22 protein-coding genes and 1 pseudogene are annotated in these 21,101 nt (G+C 30.2%); 8 read left to right on the top strand and 15 right to left on the bottom strand.

The features are described from left to right. Positions 1 to 58 precede the first annotated feature (58 nt). The 5 genes from AAGD45_RS05155 to AAGD45_RS05135 all read right to left on the bottom strand — a co-directional run bounded on the left by AAGD45_RS05155 (position 59) and on the right by AAGD45_RS05135 (position 7,615). Positions 59 to 2,299 carry a tetratricopeptide repeat protein gene (locus tag AAGD45_RS05155; protein ID WP_341760897.1) on the bottom strand — a complete coding sequence of 747 codons (2,241 nt, stop codon included), beginning with the start codon at positions 2,297 to 2,299 and terminating at the stop codon, positions 59 to 61. Further along, positions 2,292 to 3,623 carry a hypothetical protein gene (locus AAGD45_RS05150; protein WP_341760896.1) on the bottom strand — a complete coding sequence of 444 codons (1,332 nt, stop codon included), beginning with the start codon at positions 3,621 to 3,623 and terminating at the stop codon, positions 2,292 to 2,294. Before AAGD45_RS05150 ends, AAGD45_RS05155 begins: the two co-directional genes overlap by 8 nt. A 148-nt stretch (positions 3,624 to 3,771) precedes the next feature. Further along, positions 3,772 to 3,987: a hypothetical protein gene (locus AAGD45_RS05145; protein ID WP_341760895.1), complete on the bottom strand. Its 216-nt coding sequence runs from the start codon at positions 3,985 to 3,987 to the stop codon at positions 3,772 to 3,774. A 45-nt stretch (positions 3,988 to 4,032) separates the two neighbouring features. Then, positions 4,033 to 4,644 (bottom strand): helix-turn-helix domain-containing protein, encoded by a 612-nt coding sequence (locus tag AAGD45_RS05140; RefSeq protein ID WP_341760894.1) that lies wholly within the window; start codon positions 4,642 to 4,644, stop codon positions 4,033 to 4,035. Between the two features lie 196 nt (positions 4,645 to 4,840). Continuing rightward, complete coding sequence (locus AAGD45_RS05135; RefSeq protein WP_341760893.1) at positions 4,841 to 7,615, bottom strand: ankyrin repeat domain-containing protein; 2,775 nt, start codon at positions 7,613 to 7,615, stop codon at positions 4,841 to 4,843. 226 nt (positions 7,616 to 7,841) lie between these two features. On the opposite strand from AAGD45_RS05135, the gene AAGD45_RS05130 reads away from it, so the two are divergent. Genes AAGD45_RS05130 through AAGD45_RS05120 form a run of 3 tightly spaced genes read left to right on the top strand, consistent with a single transcriptional unit; the run spans position 7,842 to position 8,642 of the window. Beyond that, complete coding sequence (locus AAGD45_RS05130; RefSeq protein ID WP_410521054.1) at positions 7,842 to 8,099, top strand: AbrB/MazE/SpoVT family DNA-binding domain-containing protein; 258 nt, start codon at positions 7,842 to 7,844, stop codon at positions 8,097 to 8,099. Continuing rightward, positions 8,086 to 8,466, top strand: coding sequence for a type II toxin-antitoxin system VapC family toxin (locus AAGD45_RS05125; protein WP_341760892.1), 381 nt, complete (start codon positions 8,086 to 8,088; stop codon positions 8,464 to 8,466). The genes AAGD45_RS05130 and AAGD45_RS05125 overlap by 14 nt, the downstream gene beginning before the upstream one ends. Before the next feature lie 53 nt (positions 8,467 to 8,519). Next, complete coding sequence (locus AAGD45_RS05120; RefSeq protein WP_341760891.1) at positions 8,520 to 8,642, top strand: helix-turn-helix transcriptional regulator; 123 nt, start codon at positions 8,520 to 8,522, stop codon at positions 8,640 to 8,642. 163 nt (positions 8,643 to 8,805) lie between these two features. Here AAGD45_RS05120 and AAGD45_RS05115 read toward each other — a convergent pair whose 3' ends face one another. Together AAGD45_RS05115 and AAGD45_RS05110 are read right to left on the bottom strand one after the other, a co-directional pair. Then, a complete protein-coding gene (locus tag AAGD45_RS05115) occupies positions 8,806 to 9,309 on the bottom strand; it encodes a helix-turn-helix transcriptional regulator (RefSeq protein ID WP_341760890.1) in 504 nt (167 codons plus the stop codon). Positions 9,310 to 10,025: 716 nt separating this feature from the next. Next, positions 10,026 to 10,172, bottom strand: coding sequence for a hypothetical protein (locus AAGD45_RS05110; RefSeq protein ID WP_341760889.1), 147 nt, complete (start codon positions 10,170 to 10,172; stop codon positions 10,026 to 10,028). Between the two features lie 220 nt (positions 10,173 to 10,392). Between AAGD45_RS05110 and AAGD45_RS05105 the strand changes: the two are divergent. The 5 genes and pseudogenes from AAGD45_RS05105 to AAGD45_RS05085 all read left to right on the top strand — a co-directional run. Then, a pseudogene (locus AAGD45_RS05105) lies at positions 10,393 to 10,554 on the top strand (ATP-binding protein); the annotation flags it as partial. Between the two features lie 132 nt (positions 10,555 to 10,686). After that, positions 10,687 to 10,863, top strand: coding sequence for a hypothetical protein (locus AAGD45_RS05100; protein ID WP_341760888.1), 177 nt, complete (start codon positions 10,687 to 10,689; stop codon positions 10,861 to 10,863). A gap of 96 nt (positions 10,864 to 10,959) precedes the next feature. After that, positions 10,960 to 11,238: a type II toxin-antitoxin system RelE/ParE family toxin gene (locus AAGD45_RS05095; RefSeq protein ID WP_341760887.1), complete on the top strand. Its 279-nt coding sequence runs from the start codon at positions 10,960 to 10,962 to the stop codon at positions 11,236 to 11,238. A gap of 20 nt (positions 11,239 to 11,258) precedes the next feature. Beyond that, entirely contained in the window at positions 11,259 to 11,561 is a 303-nt protein-coding gene (locus tag AAGD45_RS05090; protein WP_341760886.1) for a HigA family addiction module antitoxin, read from the top strand. Between the two features lie 259 nt (positions 11,562 to 11,820). Continuing rightward, on the top strand, positions 11,821 to 12,603 hold the full coding sequence (locus AAGD45_RS05085) for a 2-phosphosulfolactate phosphatase (protein ID WP_341760885.1): 783 nt from the start codon (positions 11,821 to 11,823) through the stop codon (positions 12,601 to 12,603). Here the strand turns inward: AAGD45_RS05085 and AAGD45_RS05080 are convergent. From AAGD45_RS05080 to AAGD45_RS05045, 8 genes are all read right to left on the bottom strand, one after another. Continuing rightward, positions 12,586 to 13,290, bottom strand: coding sequence for a hypothetical protein (locus AAGD45_RS05080; RefSeq protein ID WP_341760884.1), 705 nt, complete (start codon positions 13,288 to 13,290; stop codon positions 12,586 to 12,588). The two genes, AAGD45_RS05085 and AAGD45_RS05080, sit on opposite strands and share 18 nt — an antisense overlap. Beyond that, on the bottom strand, positions 13,287 to 14,210 hold the full coding sequence (locus AAGD45_RS05075) for a radical SAM protein (protein WP_341760883.1): 924 nt from the start codon (positions 14,208 to 14,210) through the stop codon (positions 13,287 to 13,289). The genes AAGD45_RS05080 and AAGD45_RS05075 overlap by 4 nt, the downstream gene beginning before the upstream one ends. A 78-nt stretch (positions 14,211 to 14,288) precedes the next feature. Beyond that, positions 14,289 to 15,932 (bottom strand): glycosyltransferase, encoded by a 1,644-nt coding sequence (locus tag AAGD45_RS05070; RefSeq protein ID WP_341760882.1) that lies wholly within the window; start codon positions 15,930 to 15,932, stop codon positions 14,289 to 14,291. Positions 15,933 to 16,050: 118 nt separating this feature from the next. Continuing rightward, positions 16,051 to 17,157 (bottom strand): glycosyltransferase family 4 protein, encoded by a 1,107-nt coding sequence (locus AAGD45_RS05065; RefSeq protein WP_341751241.1) that lies wholly within the window; start codon positions 17,155 to 17,157, stop codon positions 16,051 to 16,053. Beyond that, complete coding sequence (wecB, locus tag AAGD45_RS05060) at positions 17,145 to 18,257, bottom strand: non-hydrolyzing UDP-N-acetylglucosamine 2-epimerase (RefSeq protein WP_341760881.1); 1,113 nt, start codon at positions 18,255 to 18,257, stop codon at positions 17,145 to 17,147. The genes AAGD45_RS05065 and wecB overlap by 13 nt, the downstream gene beginning before the upstream one ends. After that, complete coding sequence (locus AAGD45_RS05055) at positions 18,254 to 19,429, bottom strand: nucleotide sugar dehydrogenase (protein ID WP_341760880.1); 1,176 nt, start codon at positions 19,427 to 19,429, stop codon at positions 18,254 to 18,256. Before AAGD45_RS05055 ends, wecB begins: the two co-directional genes overlap by 4 nt. A 587-nt stretch (positions 19,430 to 20,016) precedes the next feature. Then, positions 20,017 to 20,193 carry a hypothetical protein gene (locus AAGD45_RS05050; protein ID WP_341760879.1) on the bottom strand — a complete coding sequence of 59 codons (177 nt, stop codon included), beginning with the start codon at positions 20,191 to 20,193 and terminating at the stop codon, positions 20,017 to 20,019. 37 nt (positions 20,194 to 20,230) lie between these two features. Continuing rightward, a protein-coding gene (locus AAGD45_RS05045; protein ID WP_341760878.1) for an IS5 family transposase occupies positions 20,231 to 21,072 on the bottom strand; the annotation gives its coding sequence in 2 pieces (ribosomal slippage) (positions 20,231 to 20,700 and positions 20,700 to 21,072; 843 coding nt in all). Positions 21,073 to 21,101 lie beyond the last annotated feature (29 nt).

Genomic DNA, 21,101 nt, shown 5'->3' with positions numbered 1-21,101 from the left:
GGTTAACTTGACCATTGTCTTATAAATTAGATACATCAAATTGAAATGCTAATGCACTTCACCTCTCTAAATTCATACCATACTGTTTACAATATTCAAACATAGCGATAGTGTTAGGGTGATCTACTCCAAATTCTTCAACTTGTGATTTACCAAAATCCTTATAAATACGAAAATCTTGTTTTTTACATGCAGCTTTAGCACCTTGAAGGTACAAGTAACTTGTATAAGCAACATTCTTTCTTCTATCCTTATATAGATAAAAATATATACCATAAGCTTGTCTATAAGATGTTATAGCTTCCTCCAACTTATTTAAAGCAAATAAAATATCACCTTGAACTACATAACTAGCTGCTAAATCAGGATCAATGAGATAGGTAGTATTTTTAGGATTTCTTTTCTCATCAGCAAGAAAAATTATTATAGCTTTTTTTGCGTGTTCTAAGGCTTTATTGATTTCTCCTAATCCAAGTTCAGATCTTGCCATTTGAGTAAAAATGCGACCAAATACTTCACAATGCTCTTTTGTTACTAGTTTATGAGTATCATATAACTGTTGTATTTGTACATAGGCTTCTTGATATCTACCAAGTGAGTTTAATATTTCAGCTTTTAATATGTAATTATTAGAAAAATACAACACATCATTGAGTCGAGTACCACTTCTAGAGATTTGCATTATCTCTTTATCACATTCCTCTAACGCTTGTTGCTCATTACCAATATAATGATATAACTTTGATTTCATTATACGCGTTACTTGCCCTAAACCTATAAAATTAGTATTCTTTTCTATTGCATTAATCTCACTTTGAGCTTCGTTAATTTGACCTAATGAAATACGAGTACTTGCTATATTGTAAAGAACGTTACACTTAATAGCTTGATAACCTTCTACTTTTTCTAACACTTGATTAGCTCTTAAGGAGTATTCTAAAGCTTTATACCAATTCGCCAGTCTAATTTTATAATACCCTCCGATCACTCCTAGATATCTAGCATAAAATAATTTTTCTTCATTATTCATTAACCATAATTTCAATATCTCTTTTTTATCTAATTCATCAAACCAATTAAATAATTTTTCTGCCTCATAAAACTGAAACATATTAATATAATTTATAAATAATTGTAAATTGAGTGGCAGTAACTTGTATATGCTAAGATTATAACTTTGCTGATAGTCTGTAATGATTTTCAAATTTTCATTTATTGTTTTACCACTACGAAAAGTATGTTCCGGAGGCTGTTTACCATTATTAGGTATAGCTTTAGTGATTTTATCAATAATATATTCTAAATAAACTTTATTATCCTGATAACCATTAATCTTTATTGTTTTCTGAGCTATAACATCATGCATCTCAAAAACAGGATTATCTTGATCTGAGTCAATATTAGAAATTAATACAAATTTTGATAACTGGAAAATATCGTCATCTATGGTATTTGGATGATCGGTAATAATAACAAGTAATTGCTTGGAAAAAGCTTGATTATTTATTAAAGCTATTTTTTTAAGTAATTGAACAGCTGAAGGTGTTAACTCTTGCATTGCTAATTCGATATTCAGCTTGATCTTGTCAGCCGATTGGTAAATCTTTTTCTTATATTCTTCTCTACCTAAACCCTTAACTTGATTTAACAATTGAGTTCCTTGAACTATTAGTATTGGATACCCATTAAAAGCTTCTACTAAAAACTTAATATCTTTCTTATCTGGATTATTTAATAAATTAGTTGTTAAAGTAATAGCATCACTATTAACAAATAAAGTCATCTCTATGGTATTTGGTAATATCTTACCATCTTGAGAGCAAAATATAATATTGCCATTATGTTCCCAATCGATTAAATCTTGAATTTTTTTATTTTCTCCAATTTTTAAATTATCAAAAACTAATAACCATTTATCTTGAGTTACTAAATAATCCATTACATCTCTCTTAGCTAGATCAGCATCTTCTGATATATTAGCTTGTAGATTCTTATTAAGCTGTTTAGCTAATTTAGTAAATTCTATATTAATATCTTGATTACAATCAAAAAACCAAATGATGTTGTAAGTGGTCTTATTGTCATAAGCGTATGTCCTAACAAGTTGTGTTTTACCTATGCCACTAGTACCAATAATACTAGCTTGTCGGTATTTATTTAGATTATCTTTAAGTTCTTCTAGCTGTCTAACATGATTAACAAAATAACTTACTGGTATTACAAGATTAGATATTCGTTCTACTGCTAGAGATGTACTATGCATGATTAATAATATTGTTAATGTTAAATATTTATTCATTTTTTTCTTTCTTAAAAGAGGTAATGTGAACTATATTATCATTTTTCTTGTCTACAATTCGTGTACTTTTTTGAAATTTCTCTACTATTTCTATCACGTTTATCTTATCATAACTAACTTTACAATAAAAATCATTCAACCTTAGCATATTAAATATTTGATTTATATTTAATAAAAATGGATTTGCATGAGTTTTAAAGAAATTACTAGACATATTCAATAATTCTTCTTCATTCTTAATAGGGATACCATCATATTCTAAATTCAACTTGAATTTTGTATCTTTTTGGTTCAAAGACAAGTTAATTTGGTGTTTAACCACAGGAAATTGTTTTTTTAATAAAAATAGTATGTAATTAATTAAACTATATATTATCTGATATAAAGCTGCCTGAGATACAAACTTTATTACTTCTAATGAGCTTGATATTTTAATTGATATATTTTCATCTTCTTTCTTAAATCTATTTGTAAAAAACTCAATTAGTTTACTAGTACTTACTTCCTCTACCATATGGTTTTGATATAATACTATAGAACACGGCATACGATTACTAATATTCTGCACTCCGTAATTTTTAATCAGTTCGTCATAATTACTATGTTGTTCATTCATAAATACTAACTTATTTGCTGCTTGAGAGAATAAGCAATTGATTTCTAAGTCTTTTTGTTTTGCAAACTCAATATCCCATATCTTTTTCATTAAAGATGTTTCACGATCTGACAGTTCTTTTTTATGTTCTGCCTTTAGTTGTTTTAAATAAACACTATTTTCATTTTTATAATAAGATTTATATTCTTTTTTACAATGACTGAGCATTGTTTTATATAAAAGATATAATAGTAAGAAATTAACTAATATAAATAAAGATAATAAATAAAATGGTTTCTTAATCTTATGCTCTGTTTTATTCCAAAATGCTTTGTCAATTAAAATACTTATATTAAGTTGCATATGATCGTTAATGCGATAAGCCTTTGTAATTGTATATTTTGACTTATTGGTATTTGCACAAAGCATGTCATTGTTTAATTTAATCTTATAATAAATGAACTTAGGAATAAATTTATCTAGTAATGTACTAAATTTAAATTTGTTATAACTGATACATTTATTATAACAAATTTGGATGTAGTTATTTGTATCTATTGTAATAGTACTTTTTTCAAGATTTGTAGGAACTTTTAATGCTAAATAATTTAGATGGTTTAAAGTAAGTTCTAATATTCTATTATAATACTCTTGTAAAATATGAAACTTTTCTTGGCTAGCTTGTTTTTGATAATACTGATGTATGTATATACTAAATATAGTGTACATTATAAAGATTAACAAAAATATTCCGTATATAATTTTTGTTAATCTATTTAAGCAATGCAATGATTGTTCACGCATAATTTATAATTAATATTAATTAATGCATTTTGTTGTACCTACATAATAAGCAGAAAACCTTGCTTATAGCCAGCTAAAATATGCAACTTGACACCATAGTAATGTAGTTTTTAGTTGCACAATAACCATTAGCTGTGGCAATTTCTAGAGCTACTTTTGCATTAAATCTTCTTCCACGATGTGCTAAAATTACCGGCATAGAATTGATCAATTGGCATGTTTTTTGACTTTCATGTACTGGAATTTGTTCATGCAAAATCTCAGTAATTACAATAAATGCATCAGCCAATTTATTCAACCTCTGAACAAAGACTGTATAGCTTGGTATACTCAATTAACCTGAAGAGTTGCAGAAATGGTTAACGGTAATAGTTTGGAAATTATCGTTTATGAAGGTACGTAACCTATCTTTATAATCACCAATGTTGCTAAAAAATTTGTTTATTGCTTCCGAAAATTGTTCAAAATTATGATAAATTAGTAAACTGTAGTTTAACTTAAATAATTCTTGCTTGTCAAAATCCAGCTTAGCCGGTACTATTTTCGGCTTCTTGTAAACAAAACCCAATTTGTATAGTAATTTTGTTACTCCCGTTATCGTATATGTTACCCCATATTTGTTCTCAATGTGATGCATGATATCTTTAGCATAAACATAATTATTTGCTTCTAGGTGACTCGCTAATTCTTCCCTCTCACCATCACTTAATTTGCTTGTGCTACCTCCATTGTTGCTATCAAGCTTATTGGCTTTTTGATAATCAACAATATATTTTCTTATCGATTCGTGGCTCAAGAGTAGTACCTTAGCAATCTCTACATTACTATACCCATCGTCATACATCAAAACTGCCTTAATACGATCACGTATGCGTCCGTCTCGTTCTGTCTTATGACGTTCCTTCAACTTTTCTCTTTGTTCTTCTGTCAATACATTCTTACTCATAATCTCCTAAACTCTACAATATCTCTCCTATCTTTGCAACCCTTCATTTACGAGCAGTATACATATCCTCGCCGATAAACTGATATATTCTCAAAGTCTTTTATGATACGAGTTTCAGAGTATTTTTTGGTTATTAATTAAACCTTCTAAAAGTTCTCATTTTTGTTTCCATTCAATCCATGTACTATTTTTCGTCTCAATCTGCATAATATTTGTTATATCCAGATAATTCAACTGTCCCTTCTTCTTCACTAATGCTTACATGTTCTATCTCTCTAGTGATATGTTGAAGTGAATAGGATGTTTCTGTTTTCTTAGTCTCCTGAGGAATATTAGGAATATAAGATATCTCGCATTCAGTAGTTTCCAAAGGACCTGCGTTTATTGCTGCTGTTACTTCTTGATGTCCTCCCCAATTATCAAAATCAATTAAAAACTTACCTTGCTTTGTGTATACATGCTTGGTATATAATCGATCATCACCGGTAATTTTGAGTTCGTAGGTTGTAGAGAGAAATTTTATCCCATTACTACCCTGCTCCCTGCCAGTGAAACCTTTTAATAAAGCATCAGTAAATTTAGTTAATAACTCCTCTTTTTCTAATTTCTTAACTAATTTGCGATTAATTACTGCATAAAAATTTTCTTTACCTGTTACAGGATAAACATCTTCTTGATCAGAACTGTAAACAACTCCTGTGTGTGTATTCCACACGCATGGTGGTTCTTTTACTGTTGCCTCTATTGGCTTTTGTAATAACCCCTTCTTTTTTTGTTGAAAATAAGCATGTATTGCTTTGGGATATAAGGTATTAACAAGTTCATTTAATTCATCAGGATTTTCGGTTGATTCAATGGCAACAATTTCCTCTGTAAAACTAGTTTTTTCTGTGGCAACAGATGGAGTTTGTTCTGTTGTCAAACTACCTATTTTTTGTAGTTTTTCTAGCAATAACCGTAATTTTGTAGCTTCTTTGGTTGCCTCATCTAACCTTGGAGACTGTATGCCAGTTTGTTTTATGTCCCAAACAAGAGGTGAATTTAAATACTCAGACGCTTTAGTAAAATCATTCTTTTCTATAGCTATATACAAGGCAAAATCTTTAGCATAAGAGAACAATCTAGAAGCTATATCGCCTGACTTAGCATGGGTTTCTAGAAAATCCCAACAATCTTTAGATTGTTGCTGACAGTCATTTGCTTCATAAAAAATAAACTCTAAATATTTTAGAGGAAGCATAGTATGATTTGATAAGATATCACTATATTGCTCGTACATAGTTGTAAGATGCTCTAACCCTTCTCTCCAAGAGTTGGAGTATTTGCAAAGCTCTAATATTTTAAATAAGTATGTTGGTATGATATATCGTTCTGTATGGGTACTAAGTTCTTGGTAACAATTAATGGCTTTAATAGGTTGTTCTTGGGAAAATTTTTCAGCCCAAGTTTCTACACATAGAACATATTTTAAGTTTTCAGGCTTTCCAAGTTTTGGAAATGTAAAACCATGTTTTTCGCATAATTTTGCAATAGTAGAATCTGTTTGATCTACAAATTCCAACATGATAGTGTATAATTTTCTAAGTTCTGCATCTTCTGTACTTTGTGCATGTTCCTTTAATTCATCAATAATATGACCATCATGTTGGAAATAGGACTTCCGTTTTATTGAGTATAGTGTTTTAAGATCAGGATCGGTTATTTTGTTTATTTGCTCTAAGGATTTCTCAACATTATGGCAAATAATGTAATAGTTTAATAATTCTTTCACTGTATCCTGATCACCTGCTATTAATTCTTCTGCCTTAATAAAATATTGAATAGATATTTCTTTATCAAAATATTTCCACACTTTCCCGAGATTATAAAAAATATTATACAATAATTCCTGCAAAGAGTTATCTTGAGCTTTTGTACAACGATTTATATTATCATAAGCTAGTTCAGCACATCTTCTAGCATTGTAATAATCTGCATTGTCTAAATACTCTACACATATTGTATTATATAACATAGCTAGCACAACAAATGCTTCCCAATATTTTGCTTTCTCTATTATATAGTCCTTTAGTTCAGCACTATTATTATTCTCTTTATAACATTCATATACTGCTGCTAATGTACGTAATGCTTCTTCGATAGGTACACTCACCGGCAGTTCTTTGGCAGGTGATACATTTGCTGAAGGTTTGGTTAATGGGTTTAGAAACTCTTCTAAACTATCAATAGTAGTTAGAATATATTCCTCTCTGTTTTTGTCCAATAACATGGCTTTATAAAAACTTACTATTCCTTTGTATAAATTTAAATATTCAAGTGATTCAATTGACGGTAACTTAGGGGGAGGAAATTCATTCTTTTGTTTTATTACATCTTCGCGAAGCTTTTTATAATTATATCCACGCTTATCTTTGATTGTAGTATCAGCTCTTAGGTCTTCTAATTTCTTTGCCATCGCACGATGTTTATACAATGCTGTCAAGTGAAGTGCAGTATAACCGTTACTATCTTGAATATTTAGGTTAGCTTGATGATTATGGAGCAAATTGACAAAAGGTTTTTTGTCATAAATTACCGCGTAATGTAAGGCAGTTTGCTTCGTTATATCTTGATGGTTAGAATCAAAGTTACGATTGAGCAAGAAATTACCAATTGCTACACTCCCATAACAAGCCGCTAGAGTAAGTAAAGTGCCTCCAGTATCCGGAGATGTTTGTTTACTTAAATCAATCTCTAAACCATCAATTACTAATTCTACTAAGTTGAGATTTTTATCATTGTAGACTACGTAAGTTAATGCATCAAATAATGCTTTTTTGTCTATATGAGACTTTATTGGTGTAAGTTCACATAATAATTTAATAGCCTCAACATCCTCAGCCCAAATAGCATACATAAAAATCTCCTGTAACGCTTTTGGATTTTCTTTGAATCTAGTAACCTCTTCTTCTTTTATTGTAATTTTTGCCATAATTCAATTTCTCCGTGTTATAGATTCATTTTGTAATATATTTTTATAAAAAGCTGGGTACATTTTTTAGCAAAATTTAGCTTTGCCCCTGCTTTTGAATGGTCTCAATTAGTCCGCCTTGGCTCACATGGTGAACTTGGTTTATAATTTTTAACATGTTGACAATCTAAAGTAAGTTATGTTAACTTACTTTAGATACATTTTATTTATTTAAGTGTTTATATTTATGAGTGAGAGAGCAATTTTATCTTCAAAAGGTCAATTAGTAATTCCTAAGACATTAAGAACAAAGTTAGGGTTACATTCTGGCTCAGAACTACTAATTAATATAAAAAACAATGATAGCTTAGAAATTTTTTCTGTAAAGAAAAGTATTACCAGCTTTTTTGGTATGGGTAAAAGTAAATCTCAAGAGAAACCGATGTCTATTGAAGACATAGATGATGCAATTAGTAAAGCGATAGCTGAAAATGATAGGAGTTGACACCAATGTACTAGTTAGAGCTTACTTACAGGATAATCCGGAGCAGGCAAAAGAAGCTCAAGAGTTTCTTTTAAAAATTACTCAGGAAAACTCATTGTTTATTTCTTCTTACGCTATTTTAGAATTTGCATGGGTTTTGAAAGTAAAAGGATTCTCTAGGGATGAGATATATCAAGCAATAATAACACTAACTGATTCAACAGGTATCGTTATAGGTCAAAGGGAAGTAGTACTAGAAGCTCTAGAAAAATATGTAACTGGCAAAGCTGATTTTGGAGATTATATGATTTTAGTAGAAGGTAAAAAAAACAAAAGTCACAAAATAAAAACCTTTGATAAAAAGCTTCAAAAAGAATTAAGTTATTAGAATCATATTAACTGACTTTCACTTTCAAAATTCAAAGCAAGGTAGCAGAAAAAATGAATACTACCCAGTCTGTAATTACTCGTTTAGAAAGTGGCAAGCATTTTCCAAGTCTACAAACAATTTATAGATATGCTATTGCAGTAGATAAGCCAATTGATTTGCATGTGCAACCATAATAGTAATTAAAATCAGTTCCTTTACTTCTGATACTGGGATTCTAAGCGTGAACCTTAGATTTTTAATTTTTAACATAACTTTAGTGGCTATTAATATCTTTAGGAATTTTATTAAGAGCAGCAAACAAAATGCTACGTATTATGTAAAAACATAAACAAACTATTAGAACAGTTTGTTAGAAGACTCAATGGAAATTCTGCCAATCATTTCATCTATTGACAGCTGAAAATAATTGGCTAGTGCTACCATAACAGGACTACCAAGAGTTTTTTGCTCTCTTTTATCGTCTAGAAAATTAAAAATAGTATTTTGGCTACATCCTATACGAATAGCTAATTGAAAGGCACTGAGTCCAGTTTCTTGAATTTTATCTTTAATTAGTTTTTTGAGATTAGTATTAATTTCATCTTCTGTTAGTTTCTTATAGTTGTTAGTAAAAACAGTATAATACTTTTTATCTCTGCCAATCACTTCATCTAAGTGACAATTAAAGTAATTAGCCAATTTTAATAGAGTTTTCAGGCTGGGATTACGGAAATTACCACCAATAATTTTGTTTGTTGTAGTTGGATTTATCCCACTTTGAGATATAAAATCTTTTCTTTTAAGTTTTTTTTCCTGAAATTTTATCCTTAAAAAATTTTGTAAGTTAATACTAAGTGACATTCTATAAAAAAAATAAGATGAATTAAAAAATAAATACTGCTAAGCAGTATTTATTATTGACGCTCCTAAAACCTTATATTAAACTCAATTAAGCAAAAAGCGAAGAATAAGCGTAACAAGTATAAAAGTTTATCTCTGCTTAGAGTGCTAATGTCCTGTACTAAATCTTCATATTTCAAAGTTTGACCACCGAAAAATATCTGAAGACTTAGTACAAACTGATTAACACAAAATGTGTTAATCAGTCTCAACCATAGTTAACAAGGTTAAACAATATGATAAATAAACTTACCCGTCAAATCAACTTCATTCTTTATAGAAACCTCTTATACTTTCACTTTGTGTTTTATTTTAACAAAGATTATAGAGGTAATTAATATGTTGTACCAAATAATTACGATATCACTTATCCTTATTGAAGGATTATCTATATTAGTTTCTTTGAAATTCCTGAAACATATCTACCTTAGTCTTAGTACTAATAATACCTCTATTGTCTTTAATGATGAAAAAAAAGAGGTTTTATCCTTATTTGAAAAGCTACAAGAATTGATAAACCTTAGTATTAAAGAGAAGAACATATGTTACATACAACTTTTCATTTAGAGCAAATAGAAATGTACGTAAAAATGGTTTTGAGTAAGCTTGAAACACTAGAAAGAGAGCGTTCTTAAAAACATTAATTAAAAAATATGTAATACTAGGTTCTTATATCTTTAAATTATGATATAAGAACCTAGTGTATTTTTATTAATTATAGCTATTGGTTTTAGAAAATTTTTATCCTGTTTTATTTTTTGATTCACCCCTTGCTTAGTATAGTTCCATCTTTTAGCTAAGTCTATTATTCCCAATAACTTCATAAGTTTTTGTATTCGATTTGTACACATCATTATTTAAACGCACCCATTGACGAAAGTCAATGTATAAGCACGCAGTTAGCAAAAACTAAATGAACTGACTATATCTATTATTTCACCACCTTATATAAATCTTTACCATCTTTTTTATTATAAAGGGGTTTAAGAAGGGGGCATACCGCCCCCTCATATTTCTACACCTAGGTAGGGGTGGGTTACTCGGCTATTTGCTAAATTATATGAGCAGTCTTCGCTTATCATCACTAGCCATTTGAGATTTGAAGAATGGGGTGATATATTTGGTAATGCTAAAGCAACAAAAGTAATTATCGATAGACTGACACATCATTATCACATCATAGAAACCGGTAATAAAAGTTTTAGAGGTGGAAAAGATGTAAATTAGCAAAAACTATAATTGAAAATCACTAATTGAGTGTAACTAAATATTATCTAAATTTTAATTTAGATTCGATTAGAATTTAAATTAAAAAGTGCTTAAATTAACTAATTTTTAATGCGGTTAGGGGGGGCAATAGTTCATTACAATAGGGGGGCAAAACCTGATTACAATTTACAAGAAATCCAAGAAGCTTTAAGAGTTGGCAAAACCAAAGCTTCTATCTGTAGAAACTTTGGCATTAAACGTTCTACTTTGTATGATACTTTAAATCGCCTAACCACAAATAATTAAGATACGAATGCTAACGTGTACCGGCATGAAAATTAATGTAAATGTTACTGATAGTAAATGTTATAATGCTTGAAGTTAAACTGATAATGTTATAAAATGATTGTAAGTTTTAAATGTAAACATACTGAGAAATTACACAATAGAGAACTAGTTAAACGTTTTGAGGCTTTTGGCGAGCAGGCACGCAAAAAATTATATATGTTGCATACAACCATTAATTTAGAAGATTTACGTGTTCCGCCTTCAAATCGTCTAGAAGCTCTTAAAGGTGTACGTAAAACCCAATATAGTATTCGTATCAATAAGCAATGGCGTGTGTGTTTTGTTTGGTATGACGGAAATGCTTACGATGTAGAAATTGTTGATTATCACTAATTTATTAAGAGGTATTAGCTATGACAAAGAAATTATCCCTTATTTCACCTAGTCAAATTCTTCTTGAAGAATTTATAGAGCCTATGGGAATAAGTCAAAGCCAACTAGCTCGTGATATTGGTGTACCTGTTAGTCGTATAAATAATATAATTAAACACCATCGTTCTATCACAGCTGATACTGCTCTAAGGCTTGGGAAATACTTTAATGTGAATCCTCGCTGGTGGATGAACATGCAGAATCAATACGATTTGGAATTTGCCGAAGATAACGGTTGGAAGACCACAGAACAAAAAATACGTACTTTATCTGTAGCAAGTTAAACATTCATTCTAAAAATCTAATCATAGAGCAAGTTGTGATTAGGTCAAATTGCTTTTATATGTCTGACAATACTAAGATTTACCAATTTAAAGTACATCTTAAAGATATAAGTCCAATGATTTGATGTAGATTTCTAATTCAAATTTAGCTTTGCCTCTGCTTTTGAATGGTCTTGAATAGACTTATTAGTGTTAAGATACATGCAAGTACAACATATGTAATTAGGATTTAAAAACTAAATAAAATTAAATTTTTCTTATGAAACAATATCATTACTTAGTGATTATTATATTATTTAGTGGTTGTACACACAAAAAAAAGATGACCTCACTATGTGACTCAGGTTGCCAAAAAATATATATAATAGCACCAACACAATTAAGGTTTAATAAAAAGCACCAAATTCAGGTGGTAGTAATTATTGATGTATTTCGTGCTTTTACTACAGCGGCTTATGTCCTAGACCGTAATCCAACAATATATATGCTGGCAAAAGAAAGTACTATCATTTCTCGTTTGGCAACAAATTTCAATAACCCTTTATTAATTGGGAAATCAGAAAAAGGAGTAGATCTCATTTATGATATTCCAAATTCTCCAACAAGAGTTAGAGCTGTTACTATAGCTGGTAGAAGTGTATTACATAGGACAGAAGCAGGGGCTTGGGGAGTTCTTCTTGCTAAGGAAGCAGATATAATACTTGCCGCAGGTTTTGTTAATGCAGGTGCAACTGCCGAATATATTAAAACACTATCAAATGCAAAAGTTATAATAATTCCTATGGGACATGAGGGTACAACTCCTTCCCTAGAAGATAATGTTTGTGCTGAATATATTAAAGATCTCATTAATGGAAAAAAGACAAATTTGACTAAATTTTTGTCTATACTTCGAGAAAGTTCAGGCAAATACTTTTTTTCTCAAGACCAGTGGCAATATCCTAAAGAAGATTTTTTTCGGTGTCTTAAAATAGACCACTTCAATTTTATAATCAAGGCAACTATTATGGATAATTATGCAATCCTAACTCGTGGTAATTAACGTTCTTAAAGGTAAGGTTTCCGGTACTATTCCTAATAGTTCAATAATTAGATTTCTAATCCCATATCCTTGCCACTTAAGCTTATTAAGGGTAGATTTAGTCATATTTTTCCATTCTTCCCGACTTACTGATTGTTTAATATCATACATGTAAGCAAAATCGGGAGTATTTATAGCAAAATGCATAGGGTGAATAGTAATAACTTTTGTTGCTTGATTCAAAACAATATTCCGCAACCTTTCATCCAGTTGCATTGGGTGATTACGCCACAAATATCCACCATCTTCCAAAGAAATAGGGACTTCAAGAAAACCAAACCGATCTTTAAAAGGAGTAATTATTTCTAGATCCGTACATACATTTGATGATATTAACATACCTGCCTCAAACATAGCTTGCTTAGATAAATTACATGTGGCAAACCGATGACAACGGAAAGCTGCCAAATTATGAGGCAAATCCATAACGTGCTTTACTACCTCTGAAATTGTAGTACCATGTGATGAATTTGTACCAAAATACGGATGGAGTCCTATTTCAATTTTATTTATAACGGCTTCTACTATAGATGAATTATGGGTACTAAAAATAGTAGGAGTAATCTTTTTATCTTCTAAAAAAGCTAAGATTCCTTCTATAGCAGGTTCACATGCCCAATCAAGGTCAACAGTTACTATAACACTCATAAGCACATCTCATGAAATTTACGAAAACGTTCTTCGTTAATATCATGCTTTGCAAATAATTCTGACATTGAACCATAAGAACGCAAGTCTTCGGTACGTTTACTAGTTGACCATGTATCATCATCTCTCATATATTGTGCATTACCATAAGACAAGATATTAAATAATGAAGCATCCATTTCTTTATTATCCTTAAAATGCAAACTTATTCTTCTTCCTGATAAGGCTTCCATACTACTATCCTTAAACTGTTCATACATTTTAGTTGAGATTGCATGGGCATTATCTTTTTCAGGGTTGTCGTATGACATATACTGATAAAATTTCCAGCATGATAAGTTACCACCTGCACTTTTTAGAGAATTAAGAATATCTTTAACTTGACTCGGTAATGTTAAATAATTTTTAGTACTAATAACACTGTGAAACTTTAATTCAATACCAGCCTTTGAAATTAAGCTACATTTATTCATAATATTTTTATAATACTCCTTATATCCACCAAAATTTCTACCAATTTCTGTCAAAAAACTATCTTCAGTACTATCAATCGTAACAGCAACAATATCGACTACTCCCTGCATTTCATTAACAACATTTTCATCTAAGTAAGTACCATTGGTATAAAGCTCTATAGTTAAGTTTTTAGCTGGATCTTCTGAACGAAATTTTCGAATATGACGAAGTAACTCAATGAACTCCTTTGGTGGATGTTTACCAAAAATAATTACTTCTCCACCTGATAATGTAAGACGGCGAAAGTTAAGTTTGTGATACAAATGGCTCACTAATTCTTTCTTGGCTTCTAGATTAAGTTCTGCCTTGAGCTGATGCGGTGCATCTTCAAGTACACAATAACTGCATCTTAAATTACAACGATTTGTTATCATCCAATAGCCTTTGTAATATGAATCACTCATACATTCCTCCGTTTTTATTAAGCTACTAATTTTTTTGATACCTTAATAGAGTTCTTGTGTAATTAAGCGATCGTTTAATTACACAAGAACTCTATTAATAGTTTTAACAAACTTTCCACCAAAGTAAGTTAAAAATTCTTTATCGTATTCACTATCTCCAAATGCTTCAACTGTTCCAGACCAACTAATATGATTTAAAAGTCTATGAATTGCACGTAATTTTGAGGACTGCCAATTAGCTACAAAAGCTATTTCTTGATAAATTTCAACATGCAAATCAAAAATATCTAGTAATAAACTTATTGGCATAGACATTTGCACAACTTGTTTTGACACAGTTATCTTCCTTGCTTTTGGAACTAAGGATTGTAACTTTTTAATATCTTTCAAATCAATTGGGGTAATAAATAGTATATTACCTTCACCGTCAGCAATTACAGCACCGCTATAGGCTATAATCCAATCTACTTTTAGATTGTTCTGTCTAATCTCTTTAAGCAAATCATTAAGTGAACGTGCACTACATATAATTTTTGTTGAAAATTGCTGGAATTTTGACATGCATTTTTTTGTTCTTTCATAATCATTTTTATGAAAAAGTGTACCGTCAAAATCACTTATAGCTACAGCTTTTTTATTATGAATTTTTGCTACAAGTAACCTCTCAAGTATTTTATCACTATAAAGTTTACCAATTTCAAGCGACATTTCTGATAGTTTAGGTAGATTATTAAGCACTTCTTCAATAGCATCTAGTGCTTCATTATTATTACTTACGAACTTAGCATAAGGTAAATCTGATAAGAATTCAGCGGCAGCATTATTTTGTATTCTTGCTATATTCGGTATACCAGAAGCAAGAGTTTCAAAGATTGAGCGACCAAAGGTTTCACAAGCTGAGGTAGAGATATGAATGTGTGAATCTTCAATAGCCGATGCAAGTTTAGCTGGAGGTATATAGCCGGTTAATTCTATAATGTTATCAAGTCCCAATTTTTTAATTTTATTCTTAACCGCATTATAATATTCCTGATTTTGAACTGGGCCAATGATACGGAGTGTTGCCTCAGAGAATCTGTTTTTCACTTTAGCAAATAAATCTATTAATCCAAGAGTATTTTTTTGAGGCTTGATGCTACCTAAACTACAAAATACCGGTAGTTTATTAAAAAAACGAATTTTAGGTATAAGTAAACTTGTATCTACACCTCTTGGAACTACTTGAATCTTTCGTTTCGAAACTGCATAAAATTCTATTAATTGCTTTTTTTCCAAGTAACTTGGTGTTAAGACATTTTGAGTATTAGCTAGAGTCAAAAACTCCATTTCTGTATATTTGGATGGTACGTTTTCGCCAGATGCTTGGTAAGAAGGCGTCAAAAACATAGGGAATGTCCATGTTTTTATCTCTTCCCGTAATTTAATATCAATAAACCCAAATTGCATTGATATATGGATAAAAATTATATGAGTAAATTGCTGTTCAACAGATTTTACTTTTTTAGCAATAAACTCAGCATTAGCAAGCCTTTTTTCAAACCGATTATCCAAATTCACAGGATAATCAAAACTCCAAGTTGCTGACGAATTGGTTTGTCCACCAAATTGCATTATGCTTAAGCAATTTTTAAAACCTCGTTTTAGGGTATCTACCAACCTAGCTCCACCATCACGTTGAGTTTTATCAGGACTAAATTTTTCTGTAACTAATAATATTTTCATGTTTAGATACACCTTTACTTTTAGGATTTGGTAACAAAAGATTTACTTTATTCTGTATGTAAATACTTACAAAAATCATTGATTAAACAAAATATGTTGGTAAAAGAAATTTTTATATCTAAACCCTTATCGGGTTAGATATATCCTTAAATAATTCTTCATAACCTTTAAAAATTTTTAACCAACAAAATTTATCGTCCAAAGGCTTTCTAACTTGAGGATATTTTAAAATCTGTTCAACCTGATTAACTATTTGTTGAAAATCATTGAAGTTAACCAGTAATCCACGATCGGCTGTAATAACCTCTGGCAAAGCACCACTGTTACCAGCTATTATAAAAGTTCCTGCTGTTAAAGCCTCTAAAATAGAACGTCCCATTCCTTCTGAATGAATATATGAACCACCGGGAACTTCTGTTACTTTATCACAACTTAATTGCATGTAAATATCTGCATTGATAATCTCTTCACATATTTTTTCATTTTCGAGTACTCCAAGAAATTCTACAACTGAACTCAGATCATTCTTATCTACTAGTCCTTTTATTTGTTCAAGTAAAGGACCTTCCCCAGCTAACCTCAACTTAAAGCTATAGCCTCTTAACACTAACTCATGAACCAAAGATATCATTAATGAATGATTTTTATATGGAACAAAACGAGCGGCACAGAAGATAGTAAAAGGTTTATTATCTAAAATCCTTGCTGCCTTTAATGCAGATATATTTACTCCACCTACAAAACGTTTAAAAGGACATTTTATACCAATTTTACTTAAACGATTTTCCGTGTAAGTAGAATTGGTTATTAATAAATCTACAGTATCATTTAAAATATCAACCCAATATGATCGCCGCATAATATATTCTGACATTTTTCCACTAATCAAAGAAGCTTTCAAAATTTCATTACCACCTGTACGGTATATAAATTTAGTTTTTGGAAATATATTACGAAGTTGTTTAAGATCTTCTATCCATCGCCCACTATTAAAAAATATAATAACTGGATTAAATACATTATCTAATTTATTTAAATTTATTGGTTTAGTTTCTTTGTTTAATATAATACAATCTTGCCCTTCAGCATTTTTTGTAATTATACTCAAAATAGGAAACCTAGAATGAGTAGTGAAATATTCTGTAAAATATTTGGCATGCATTTCCATGCCACCGATTAATGGAGGAAGACGATCAGCAAAAAATAGAATACCTAACTTTTGCATATAGTTTCTTTTTTAAATTCTTGTTCCAAGATATTAACTATCTTCTCTGCTGCGTAACCATCCCCATAAGGAAAATGCACTCTTGACATTGCAGCCAGCAAATTCGGATTTTTTAATAAATTATTGCAATTCTTTATAATATTAACTGATTTTGTTCCTACTAATATACCTGTATTAGCTTCAATTACTTCTAATCTTTCAGTTGTATCTCTAATAATGAGTACAGGCTTTCCAATAAATGTTACTTCTTCTTGTATCCCTCCAGAATCAGTTATTACAAAAAGACATTCTTTTAGCAATTTAATAAATAGAACATGATCTATTGGTGAAACTAAATCAATATTATCTATATCTGATAATAACTTCTTCACAGCCTTACTTATAGAAGGATTAGGATGTAAACAAAATATTATTTTTATATCTAAAAACCGTTTAGAAATATTATGTAAAGCATTACAAACTTCCTTTAGCACTTCACCATGATTTTCTCTTCTATGAATTGTAACTAAGATAAATTTTGATTTATAATCTGTTTCCAATCTATATAATTTGTTATTAACAAGTCTTACTGCATCTATGGATGTATTACCTACTACCCAAATTTTATCAACTTGTACCCCTTCTTTGATAAGATTGATTTTTGCTTGATTGGTTGGCGTAAAAAAATAAGTACTAAGTTTATCTATAAAACATCTATGTACTTCCTCAGGCCATGGTGAATATATATTACCTGTCCTCAAACCTGCTTCAATATGTGCTAATGGTATACGCAAATAGAAACTAGCAAGGGCTGCTACAAAAGCTGTTGTAGTATCTCCTTGAACAATAATTAAATTTGGTCTTGATTTTTCTAATATATTACTAAATTGTGATAACATATGCACTGTGCTTTGGCAAAGAGAACCATTACTTTCTATAGGTTCAAATTGATAACTGACTTTAATGTTCATATCTAAAAGCAAAGAATCAAGTAAAGATGTATGTTGTCCAGTTATACATATCTCATTCTTAAAATACTTATTATCCTTAAAAGCTGTAATAACAGGGGCAAGTTTTATCGCCTCAGGTCGTGTCCCTATTACTGTCATTACTGTTTTCATTTTATAAATACTCCGGTAAAATCAAGAAAAATTTTTTCATGAAACAAATGGTTAGATATATCCAAAAATTCATTGTGAGCAACTAACACAACCACCATATCTGCTTTTATTAGTAAATAATTTATTGATTTTATATTTTTAACATATGGATCAAAAGCAATAACATCAAATTCTTGTTTAAGAGTCTCAGTTATTATGATAGCCGGTGATTGTCTAGTGTCAGGTACATTAGGTTTATAAGTTAGACCTAAACAAGCTATGGTTCTAACATTATTTTCTTTTGCTACTTTATTTATTTTCTGAATTACCCAATTAGTTTTATTGATATTAACTTCCCTTGCTTTTAGTGTTAATTGGGCAAATCTAGGTGCTGCATTTGCTAAAAAGTACGGGTCTATAGCTATACAATGACCACCCACACCTGGACTTGGTTGTAAAATATTTACACGAGGATGCTTGTTCGCTAACCAAATCAATTCATTTATGTTTATATTAATATGATCAGCAATCATAGATAACTCATTAGCATAAGCAATGTTAATATCACGATAGGTATTTTCTGCAAGCTTAACTGCTTCTGCTGTTTTTGAATCAGTAACTTCTATCCCACCATGAATAAATGATCTATAAAAATCAGATGCTCGTATCCCAGATTGTCTGTCTATTCCCCCTACAACCCTATCATTATGTATTAATTCATTAAGAATATTACTAGGTAATATTCTTTCTGGACAATAAGCTACAAATATATTAGCACAAACAGCTCGAAGTTGTTTAGCCATTATCTCGGTTGTTCCTATCGGACATGTTGATTCAATAATAACCAAATTATCAGTTCTAAGATAAGGTGTAATAGATTCAATTGCTGCATTTACATAAGAGATATCTGGTTTGTTTTCTAAATTTAAAGGAGTTTGTACAGTAATTATATAAATATCGGAATGTTCAATCTTTGTAGATATTTTGATATTCCCATCATGCATTCCTTTTATAAATAAATCTTTTACTTTTGCTTCAAAAGTAATATGATTAGTTGTATTTATTCTCAATATTACCTTTTCATCAATATCTACCCCGAGAACTGAATAACCTGAATTTGCTAAAACACAAGCAATAGGAAAACCTATATATCCTAACCCTATAATACAAACTTTTTTATCCATTTTACTCATAATTTTGGCTTAAACTGTCATTTGCAAAATTATTTTACACTATTTATGCAACATTAAATTGCACTTATTAAACTCTCTAGGTTCTATGAACAAAATGTATGATAATATTCGTTTTCCAAAGACAAAAGGACTACCAAGAATGAGTACTGGTATAAGATACTTTTCTTTTTGAAAACTTTATATTACACCGTCAAGTTAAATGATAAGTAATTTATATTAAAATTAATTAATAATTTTAATAGTGATAATAAGAAAAATAATATAGAAAATTGTAAGAATAAGTTTTTAGTTGTAACAATATCACACTACTTGTATAAGTAGGCGTTCTGACATAGAACCCCAGATTTTTTTGATTACGAGCAGAATTGAAATTACTAATTGACAGTCATGAGAATAAGATATAGTCTTCATAATCCTAGGTTAATATCTTAGCTTAGCCTTTGTATGCCTTCTCCCACGATGGAAGATTTAGTTGTTTGACAAGTTTATATTTACTTTTTATCTCTGCTGTTGGTCGTTGCAGCACAAATCAATAAATGGTTATTTACTAGCATTTAATTTACAAAGCAAGTAGATTGCTAGATGTATTAATAAGTTAATTCGATATCTTTCATTATTTCACCTATATTTATAGAATTACCTTTATTGTAAAACGTATATTGACCGAGAAAATGAATATGATGATGCCAAGCAACTGGCGATATTTTCTTTAGTATTGTCAAAAATTTTTTATTATTGGCAAGGTTTCCATATTTATCTAGCACTCTAGATAAAATAACGGAGTTAGAGCTTGTCCGCAAACTAAGTAATAGAAGTAATCCTACGAAGAAGTAATCGACTCATAGCCAAAAAAATTATATTTTCACTAGAATCAGTAAGAAAATCATATTCCTTGGAGAGCCTTCTATTTCTATTTATCCAAGCAAAGCTTCTCTCAACAACCCATCGCCTTGGCTGTACTTTAAACCCAACTTCCCTTGTTGGCAATAGTTCTAGTGGTGTATTTTTTGGTATCCAAAATCTGCACACTGGTCGTTTAACAATTTCTAAATCTATGTTATACTTTTCCTTAATGAGATCCTTTAAATCTTTAGACTGATACCCCATATCAGACCACATTTGTTTAATAGTAGTGTACTCTTTTTGCATGTTATTGAGTAGCACTGTAGCTCCGTATCGATCATTCTCATTCGCAGAACCGACATAACAACCTAACACAAAGCCTTGTGTATCGGTAATAATATGCCTCTTTCTGCCCTTAATTTTCTTAGCTCCATCATAACCTTTAGCTCCACTTTTTCTGTTGTCTTGACAGACTGACTATCTATTATGCAAGCACTAGGATACTCATTTCTACCTAATTTTCTTCTAACATCCTTGATAAGTTCATGGTTCATACGTTCAAATACACCTTGCTTCTTCCATCTTCTAAATTGTTCATATACTGTCTTCCAAATTGGAAAGTCATGCGGCATATATCTCCACTGACACCCAGTACGTAATACATAAAAAATTGCATTCAAAATCTCTCTTTTGCTATGTTTTAAAGGTCTACCTCCCTTTACATACGATACTTGAAACAACCCCTCTATCCTTAACCATTCTTCATCTGTTAAATCTGTTGGATAATTTTTTCTGCTCATTCTTTTATACTTCTTACTAATAATACTTT

It is taken from the genome of Candidatus Tisiphia endosymbiont of Thecophora atra (assembly GCF_964026395.1).
Lineage (GTDB): Bacteria > Pseudomonadota > Alphaproteobacteria > Rickettsiales > Rickettsiaceae > Tisiphia.
This window is presented reverse-complemented; position numbering and strand designations above follow the sequence as displayed.